Genomic DNA, 8945 nt, shown 5'->3' with positions numbered 1-8945 from the left:
TCCAGCAGGCTGAAGCCCAGTGAGAACACCGTGCGCTTGAAGTTGTAGTCCACCATGCTGTCGCCGTAGCCGCTGAAGACGGAGGCGTGCAGGCGCAGGTTGCTCTTGCCGCCGAGCCAGCCCTGGCCGAGGGCGCGCATCCACTCGATGCGGCCGGACCCCTTGCCGTGTCCGTTGAGCGAGCCGCGCGCGCTCACGCCAAGCCAGTTTTGCTGGTTGACGTTCCAGCCCACCTTGAGCTCGCCACGGCCGATGTAGTTCTCGATGCCGGGGTTGTCGTCCTTGGAGGCGCCTTCCTTGATGCGCTTCCACAGTTTTCCCTCGACGGTCCACCTGCCCGGCAGCTCGAAGCCGGTCATCGCATAGTAGCGGTTCCAACTGCGCGAGAGCGGGTCGCTCTGGCCGTTGGACTGGTGCACCAGCCCGACGCCTGAATAGCGCCAGCGCCAGCCCATGGGAAGCTCTGCCGTAGTCGGGTAGACGTAGAGGATCTCGGGCTCGTGATCGGTGTTGCGGAACGGGCGCGAGATATCCGAATTGAAGAACTGCCAATAGGACTGCTGCGTATAGCCCACCCACAGCGAGTCGCGGTACTTGGAGTCCGGGCTGGTCAGCAGGCCCGATGCCAGCTTGGTGCGCACCGAGAGCTGTATGCGGATCTCCTGCTTGTCGTAGGGCCGCGCGTAGGTCGCACTGTTGCTGGGATTGTCCGACGTCGGCTGGCGGTTGACGTCGCTGGCCCCGGATACCTGGAGCGTGAGCGGGCGGTAGCCGCGGAAGCTGAAGGTGCCGCAATCGGTGCCTTCCTCGAGTTCCCAGAACCGCGACATTTCGGAGTAGGTGGCGTCGCGGCACCCGCCAAGGGGCAGCTGGCTGGGGGCGTCCGCTGCGTCCGCCGTCAGTTGCTCGGGGGGCTTCAGGTGCGCCTGGGCGTCGGTGCCTGCGGCGGAGCCCGAAGCCTGGTCCCGGGCAGGGGCCATCGCGGGGCCGGAGGTATCGGCCCTGGGCTGGCTTCGGGCCCATTGGTCGAAGCAGGCGAGCCGCGCGGAATCGTCGGTCTGCGCAGTGCATTGGCGCCATGCGGATTCGGCATCCGGCAGGGATGGTCCCGGCGTCTGTGCGTGCGACAGGGCGGGCAGGCCGCCGAAACAGATGAGCGCCGTGGCGGACAGTCGGAAGGTGGTGCAGGAAAAGCGCATACGAGTGTTGATGGCCGGGTGATGCCGGCGGGAGCCAATATGTTGTTTTTGGTGCCGACGACAATATATCGTTTGCACAAGGGGCGCCCGCGCGCCATTTTGCCCAAGCATGTAAATGCGTGTGTGACAGCCTCGGCCGGGGCCGCTTGCGCTACCTGCCGGATTTGCGCATCACGAAGGGGTGCGTGCGGTCTTCGCTGTCGGAGAATTCGCCGCGGATCTCGCGCGCGCAGCTTCCCTGCACCACATCTCCATCCCAGGTGCCGCTCACGCTTTTTCCGTCGCGCGACTCCTCCATGGCGAGGACGCCCTTGTTCACGTCGCCCACGACGATGGACTGGAAGTCCGGACGGTTGATCGTGCCCTTGACGGTGCCATCCCACTCGGGGTGGGGGCCGAGCAGCATCGTGATGGGGCCGGGCACGCCGTCCATCTGCACGCTCCAGCGTCCGAGCAGTTCCGGCTGCTCCATCTGCTGCGCCGAGGGGCAGGCGGGGCGGGAGGCTGGCGTGCCCGCGCATGCGGTGAGCAGCGCGGTGGCCACGAGGCCGGCCAGTGTCTTGAGGGCGGGTTGCATATCCATGAATGTGTGTCGGTCCTTTTATGACGATGCGGGTGTCGAGGCTTGCGCCTTGCGGGCGAATTCCTCGCGCAGCGCGCGCAGCCTGGCACGCGGGTCTTCGCGTGCGGTGGCCGCATCCAGTCCCATTTCCGCGATGAACCGGCTGGGCTGCGTGGTCACCATGTCGCGTCCCTTCTTGCGGCGCTTGGTCCAGCTCACCGCCAGCGTGCGCTGGGCGCGCGTGATGCCCACGTACATCAGCCGCCGCTCTTCCTGCAGGCGCAGCGCGGTCTCCTGGCTGACTTTCTCCTGCTTGCCGTCGTCGTCATCGAGCTTGAAGGGCAGCATGCCTTCGGTGACGCCCGCGAGCACCACATGCGGCCATTCGAGGCCCTTGGATGCGTGCAGGGTGGAGAGCACGACCATGTCCTGCTCCTGTTCGCGTTCGCTGATGGTGGACAGCAGCGCGATGTTCCTGGCCACCTCCAGCAGGCTCTTCGTTTCGGTCTGCATGGTGGTGCCGGCCGCGTCCTCGATCTGGCCGCCGGCGCGCTGTGCCATCCAGTCGCAGAATTCGAGCACGTTGCTCCAGCGCGCGGCGGCCACGCTCTCGCTATCCTCGCTGTCGTAGAGATGCTGCTCGTAGCCGATCTCCTTGAGCCAGTCGAGCATGAAGGCGCGCGCTGCGTCCGCGCCCATGGTGTGGCGCGCGCGGTATTCCAGGTCGTTGACGTAGCGGCCGAACTCCGCCAGTCCGTCGTGCGCCTTGCGCGGCAGCAGCGCCTCCAGCATCCGGTTGAACAGCGCGCCGAACATGCTGAGCTTGTGCTGCGAGGAAAACTCCCCCAGCTTGCCCAGCGTCGTGTGGCCTATGCCGCGCCTGGGCGTGGTGATGGCGCGCAGGAAGGCGGGGTCGTCGTCGTTGTTGATCCACAGGCGGAACCATGCGCACAAATCCTTGATTTCCGCGCGGTCGAAGAAGCTCGTGCCGCCCGAGACCTTGTAGGGGATGTTCGCCTTGCGCAGCGCCTTCTCGATGGGCTTGGCCTGGTGGTTCGCGCGATAGAGCACCGCGAAATCCTTCCACGCGGGCTGCGGGTTGTGCGATGCGCGCAGGCCCAGAATGCGTGCGACGGTGCGTTCGGCCTCATGCTCTTCCGTGTCGCAATCGACGATGCGCACCGGCTCGCCTTCGCCGAGTTCCGAGAAGAGCGTTTTCGGAAACAGCTTGGGATTGGGCTGGATGACGTTGTTCGCCGCGCGCAGAATGGCCGACGTGGAGCGGTAGTTCTGCTCCAGCTTGATGATCTTGAGCTGCGGGAAGTCGATCGGCAGCTTCTTCAGGTTGTCGAGCGTGGCGCCGCGCCAGCCATAGATCGACTGGTCGTCGTCGCCCACGGCCGTGAAGCGCGCGCGCTCGCCCACCAGCAGCTTGAGCAGCTCGTACTGCGTGGCGTTGGTGTCCTGGTATTCATCGACCAGCACGTGGCCCAGCAGGCGCTGCCACTTCTCGCGCACCTCCTGGTGGTTTTTCAGGAGCCGCATCGGCATGCCGATGAGGTCGTCGAAATCGACGCTCTGGTAGGCCGCCAGCCGCTCTTCATAGCGCTGCATGATGAGCGCGATGCTGCGTTCGTTGTCGTCCTGCGCCATCGCCAGCGCCTTGCGCGCATCCCAGCCGTTGTTCTTCCAGTTGCTGATGGTCCACTGCCACTGCCGCGCCGTGGCGGCGTCCGTGCTGCCTCCGGCGCAATCCTTGAGGATGCCGGTGACGTCGTCCGCATCCAGAATGCTGAACTGGGGCTTGAGTCCCAGCACGTGGCCGTCCTCGCGCACCATGCGCACGCCCAGCGCGTGGAAGGTGCACACCAGCACATCCTTGGCCTGCCTGCCGATCAGCCCCGTGGCGCGTTCGCGCATTTCGGCGGCCGCCTTGTTGGTGAAGGTGATGGCCGCGATGCGCCGGGGCGCGAGGCCGTTCTCGATCAGCCGGCCGATCTTGTGCGTGATCACGCGCGTCTTGCCGGAGCCCGCGCCGGCAAGAACCAGGCACGGACCTTCTGTGTAGTGAACGGCTTGAAGCTGAGCCAGATTGAGTCCAGCGGACATGGTGACGCGATGGGAGCGGAGTGTGTTTCTGGATGGGGATGGCGATGACGGGGCGTGTGGCCGCCGGTGCGAAGCGGTGAATCATAGCCATCCGGGGATTCCCCTGCCACGGTCGAAGCCGGCTGCGAGGCCGGTGGTGCGCGGCACGCGACGGGTTGGGAGCGTGTTTTACCTATTGCGACAAGACAATGGAACACATGGAAGCCGCGACCTTGAAGATGGTTTTGGGTTAACAAATGTCATCAGTGCGTGAAATGGTGCGCTGGAAGATTAGTAAATATTAATCATTGGATATGAATTGATACAATTTTTCATCAACAAGATTCCCCTGCAAAAGTAAAAAGCGATATGAAGCATAGCGTTGCCGGAGTGGCTCCAGACGGTCTGGCTCCCGCGTCCCTGGCGCGGTTTCTCTCCCTGTTCGGGACGGCGGCCCGCAGATCCCTGTTCGACTGGACGCGCACCTCTCCCCATGATGCGCAGCTTGCGCTCGTGGACGCGTCGCTTCGAGGCGACGCCGTGCCCGCGTCCACGCCGTGCGTGATCTATGTCGGGCGGGCGCAGGATGCGCATGGGCAGCCCCGCAACGGACGCTGGATCTCGCATCTGCCTGCGGAATTCACCGTCTTCGACCTGATCGACGCGCTCGACCGGGCCGCCGTCTTCCTGATGGACTGGAGCACGCGCCAGCGCGTGGCCGCATCGAAGGCCGCCGCCGCGCCGGTGCAGGCCGCGTCCGCGAAAACCGGGCCCGGGATGGTCAAGCAGGACGATGAATTCCAGCTCACCTCATGGGTTTCGCTCGATGCGCCCTACAACACAGGCGCCTGCGTTCGTGCGATGGCGCTGCTCACGCGCGCCCCGGTCAGCCTGCGGCAGTTGTGCGAGCACAGCGGACTGGATGGGGAGACGGCGTGCTCGCTGATCGGTAGCCTGTATCGGCGCGGCGCGCTGCGCCACTCGCGGTATCGGGCATAGCCGTCGGTGCGGCCGCCCAGGCGCGCGGGGCGGTCCGGGCATGGCGTGGGTTTTCTGATCATTCCGGCCTGCGGTTTCATGCCCGCCTGCAGGGATGCGCGGAGCTTGCGACAATCCACGGCATCGTGCTGTCTGTCTTTTCCGTCACCTTCCCCTTCTTCGCACTGGTGCTCTGCGGCTTTCTGGCCACGCGGGGCAAGGTGCTGCCCTTGTCCGCGATCAGCGGTCTCAACACCTTCGTGCTGTACTTCGCGCTGCCGTGCATGCTGTACCGCTTCGGCGCGAACACGCCGATAGGGCAGCTTCTCGATCCCGCGGTGGCGGCGGTTTATCTGCTGTGCGGGCTGCTGCTGGTGGGCGCGACGATTGCATTCACCAGGCGCGGCGGCATGGGCTGGAACGATGCCGCTTTCGGCGCGCTGGTGGTGGCGTTTCCGAACACCGGGTTCATGGGCGTGCCCCTGCTGGTGGCGCTGCTGGGCGAGCAAAGCGCGGGGCCGGTGATCCTCACCATGGCGATCGACATGATCATCACCACGTCGCTGTGCATCGCGCTCTCGCGCCTGGACGTCGCGGGCGCGCATGGCGTGGCGGTGGCGCTGAGAAAGGCGCTGCGCGGCATGGCCACCAACCCCATGCCCTGGTCGATTGCCCTGGGCGCGCTGGCTTCGGGCATCGGCTGGCAACTGCCCGCCCCGGTGGACAAGACCATTGCGATGCTGGCAGGAGCCGCCTCTCCCGCGGCCCTGTTCACCATAGGCGCGGTGCTCGCGCGATCGCAGATGAACGAGCACGAATACGTGCCGCCAGCGCAATACGTGCCGCTTGCGCTGGCGAAGCTGTTGATCCATCCGCTGCTGATCTGGCTGGCGTGCCGGGCGGCCATCGCGCTGGGCGCGGGCATCTCGCCGTTCACCGTCACCGTGATGGTGCTGCTGGCCGCGCTGCCGAGCGCGAGCAACGTGGCGCTGCTGGTGGAGCGCTTTGGCGCCCATGGCGGGCGCATCGCGCGGATCATCCTGGTGTCCACGGCGCTGGCGTTCCTGACGTTCTCCGCCGCGGTGATGATTTTTCTTCCCTGAAGCCGCTGTCGCCCGCCGGGTTCCGGCCTAAGATCCGCTAACACAACCCTCGATACGTCGTTGCTTCGCCTTGTCGTACGCTTGTACTGCCTGCGGCTTCGCGCCTCGTCTCGATCGCAAACCTTCGGTTTGCTGGGTCGTGTTAGCAGCTCTAAATGCCTTGCGGATCCACGTCGATCAGCCAGCGGATGACGGCCCTGTGATTCACCCGCTCGGCATGCAGCAGGCTCTGCCATGCCGCCAGAAAATGCTGCAGCGCGCCGCGATGCGTGCTCTCCACCAGCATTTGCGCGCGTTCCACGTTGGCGACCCGCTGCACCACCAGCGGGACGGGCGGAAAAAGAAACACATGGGCAAGACCGGGCAACTGAGCGTCGCGCGCGGCCTGGCTCACCGCGTTCAGGAACGCCTGGGCGGCTTCCTGGGTGCGGGCGTCCGCGCGCACCAGCGCCTGATAGGCAAACGGCGGCATGCCCGCGTCCATGCGCTCCTGCAACTGCCCGGATGCAAAGCGCGGATAGTCGTGTTGGCGCAGCGCCGAATAGAGCGGGTGCTCCGGGTGCCAGGTCTGTATCCACATCTCGGGTGGATTGCCGCCTTGCTTCGCGATGTAGTTGGCGTCCCGGCCGGCGCGGCCCGCCGCCTGCATCAGCAGAGCAAACAGGCGCTCCGGCGCGCGGAAGTCGCTGCTGAACAGGGCCCCGTCCGGCTGCACGGCCGCAACCAGCGTGATCCGGCGGAAGTCATGGCCCTTGGCGACCATCTGCGTGCCCACGAGCACATCCACCTCGCCGCCATGCACGGCGGCGAGCTGTTCCTGCAGGGCGCCCTTGGCCTTGGTGGTGTCGGCGTCGATGCGCGCCACGCGCGCCGCCCGCCGCTCGGGCGTGATCACGTTGCGCAGCAGCGCGGCCAACTGCTCCTCCAACTGCTCGGTGCCGCGCCCGATGGGGGCGATGTCCACGTTGCCGCAGCCCGGACACGAATGCGGAACACGCTGCGTGAAGCCGCAGTGGTGGCAGCGCAGCGTGCGGTCGATCTTGTGGAACACCTGGTGCGCGCTGCAGTGCGGGCAATCGCTCTTCCAGCCGCATTCCTTGCAATGGAGCACCGGAGCGAAGCCGCGGCGGTTGAGCAGCACGAGGCATTGCTCGCCGCGCTCCACGCGTTCTGTGATGGCTTGCAGCAGAGGCGCAGAGAACACCGCGCCGCGCGGCTGCTGGGCCATGTCCACCAGGCGCACGCGCGGCAGTTCCGCAGCGCCGATGCGGCTAGGCATGTTCAGGCGCAGGTAGCGGCCGCCCTGCGGATCTTCCTTGGCGGGAGGGCGGCTGGCGTGCCAGCTCTCGAGCGATGGCGTGGCGCTTCCCAGAATCACCTTGGCGTTTTGCTCGCGCGCGCGCCATACGGCCAGGTCGCGGGCGGAGTAGCGCGCGCCTTCCTGCTGCTTGTAGCTGGCGTCGTGCTCCTCGTCCACGACGATGAGCGCCAGGTGCGGCATGCTGGCGAACACGGCCATGCGCGTGCCCAGCACGATGCGCGCCTGGCCCGTGTGCGCGGCAAGCCAGCTCTTGAGGCGCTGCGGGTTGGTCATTGCGCTGTGCATCGACACGACGGCCCCGGCGCCATAGATGGGAGCAAAGCGCTGCACGAAGCGCTCTTCCAGTTGCGGCGTGAGGTTGATCTCCGGCACCATCACGAGCGCCTGAGCCAGGGGATCCGCAGCGAGCGCCTGCTGCACGCTGTGCAGATAGACCTCGGTCTTGCCGCTGCCTGTCGAGCCGTACAGAAGAAAAGGCCCGGGCCGGGTGGCGATCAGCTCGGCGGCCTGCCCTTGCTCGGCCGACAATGGCGGCGCGGCGCAGGCGGCGGGCGCACCCTCCGCATTGGGGATCATTCCGGCTGCCTGCGCGGCCTGGGAGGGCGCACGCTTGAGCCGCCGCGCCATCTGCTCGGGCGTGAGGTCGCGCAGTTGTGGCGGCAGTGCGGCCAGGGCGACTTCGCCGAGCGTGCGCTGATAGTAGCGCGCGGTGAACGCGGTAAGCCTGCGCCAGCTTGCGCTGAGCGCCTCCACCCCCTGGAGCACGCCGGCGATGGCGCGCGCCTTCACCCCTTCGGGAAGTTCCGCGGGCCCGGCGTCGCCTGGAGCATCCCAGACAACGCCCAGCACCTCGCGGCGTCCGAGCGGCACGCGCACCAGGCTGCCCGGCGGCAATGCCGTATCGCTCCAATAGGTGAGCAATTCCCCAATGCCGCTGTGCGCGGGCGTGGCCACCGCCACCCAAAGCCAATGTTTTTCAGGGGCGCAGGCGTCGCGGGATGTAAGGGAGGCTGTTGTCTCGGTGGTCATGAAGGCCGGTGGTGCCGCAGATCCGGCATGCGCTCGGATGATGCGCTTTTTTCACTCCATTGAGGAAAACACTGATTCCGCACACTTGAAAGTCAATTCTGTGGATAACTTTGTTAATTTCTGGAGGGCGGTTTTCTGGGGCTGGAATTGTCGGGCCGCTTCTTAGGTTGTTGACATTTATTAATGATTCGAAATTTCTCAAATAAATCAATGATCTATGTTGCATTGCAATGACCATGATTCAGGGGGCTGATTGCGTCTTTGTGAGCTCCGCCGCTCGTCCAAACATGTGTACAAGTGTGCTGTCAAGTCCCTTGCGCCATGGAAATTTGTCTTGCCAAAGCGGAAAAAACCGGGATTTTGCTTGTGATGTCGGCGGTAAGTGCTTGATTTTGAGTGAGAAAACATAGTCATCCAGAGTTTCTGTGGATAACTTTGTTGATATCCTTGGGCGACAACCGGAAAGTGCCTGCATGCGGCCTTCGCAGCTGATTTGCCGTCGAAACACGCATCTGTTGTCAATCATTGAAAATCAAGCACTTATGCGGTTCCTGCGGCGCATTTTGGTTGATATTCAGGATTTTGGTTACAAATTGTGTGGCGAATTCTGTGCTACACAATATGTGCATAAGTACGAAGCGGGCGTTGGTAGGCGCCCACTTCGT

General features: G+C 65.1%; 6 protein-coding genes. 2 read left to right on the top strand and 4 right to left on the bottom strand.

Annotated elements, in window-relative coordinates; genetic code table 11:
* The 3 genes from ABWP92_RS05150 to ABWP92_RS05140 all read right to left on the bottom strand — a co-directional run.
* On the bottom strand, positions 1-1199 hold a 1199-nt coding region (locus tag ABWP92_RS05150; RefSeq protein ID WP_353234289.1), incomplete at its 3' end, for a phospholipase A.
* 151 nt (positions 1200-1350) lie between these two features.
* The gene (locus tag ABWP92_RS05145; RefSeq protein ID WP_353234288.1) at positions 1351-1782 is read right to left on the bottom strand and encodes a hypothetical protein; all 432 of its coding nucleotides are present in this window, start codon (positions 1780-1782) and stop codon (positions 1351-1353) included.
* Positions 1783-1800: 18 nt separating this feature from the next.
* On the bottom strand, positions 1801-3870 hold the full coding sequence (locus ABWP92_RS05140) for an ATP-dependent helicase (protein WP_353234287.1): 2070 nt from the start codon (positions 3868-3870) through the stop codon (positions 1801-1803).
* Positions 3871-4218: 348 nt separating this feature from the next.
* Between ABWP92_RS05140 and ABWP92_RS05135 the strand changes: the two genes are divergently transcribed.
* Together ABWP92_RS05135 and ABWP92_RS05130 are read left to right on the top strand one after the other, a co-directional pair.
* Positions 4219-4848: a hypothetical protein gene (locus tag ABWP92_RS05135; protein WP_353234286.1), complete on the top strand. Its 630-nt coding sequence runs from the start codon at positions 4219-4221 to the stop codon at positions 4846-4848.
* Between the two features lie 125 nt (positions 4849-4973).
* Entirely contained in the window at positions 4974-5930 is a 957-nt protein-coding gene (locus tag ABWP92_RS05130; RefSeq protein WP_353234285.1) for an AEC family transporter, read from the top strand.
* A gap of 151 nt (positions 5931-6081) precedes the next feature.
* On the opposite strand, the gene priA is transcribed toward ABWP92_RS05130, so the two are convergent.
* Positions 6082-8280, bottom strand: coding sequence for a replication restart helicase PriA (priA, locus tag ABWP92_RS05125; RefSeq protein WP_353234284.1), 2199 nt, complete (start codon positions 8278-8280; stop codon positions 6082-6084).
* Between the last annotated feature and the right edge of the window lie 665 nt (positions 8281-8945).

Source organism: Diaphorobacter ruginosibacter (assembly GCF_040396215.1).
GTDB lineage: Bacteria > Pseudomonadota > Gammaproteobacteria > Burkholderiales > Burkholderiaceae_C > Diaphorobacter_A > Diaphorobacter_A ruginosibacter_A.
Note: the sequence above shows the minus strand (reverse complement) of the source record. Positions and strands in the feature narration are given on the sequence as shown.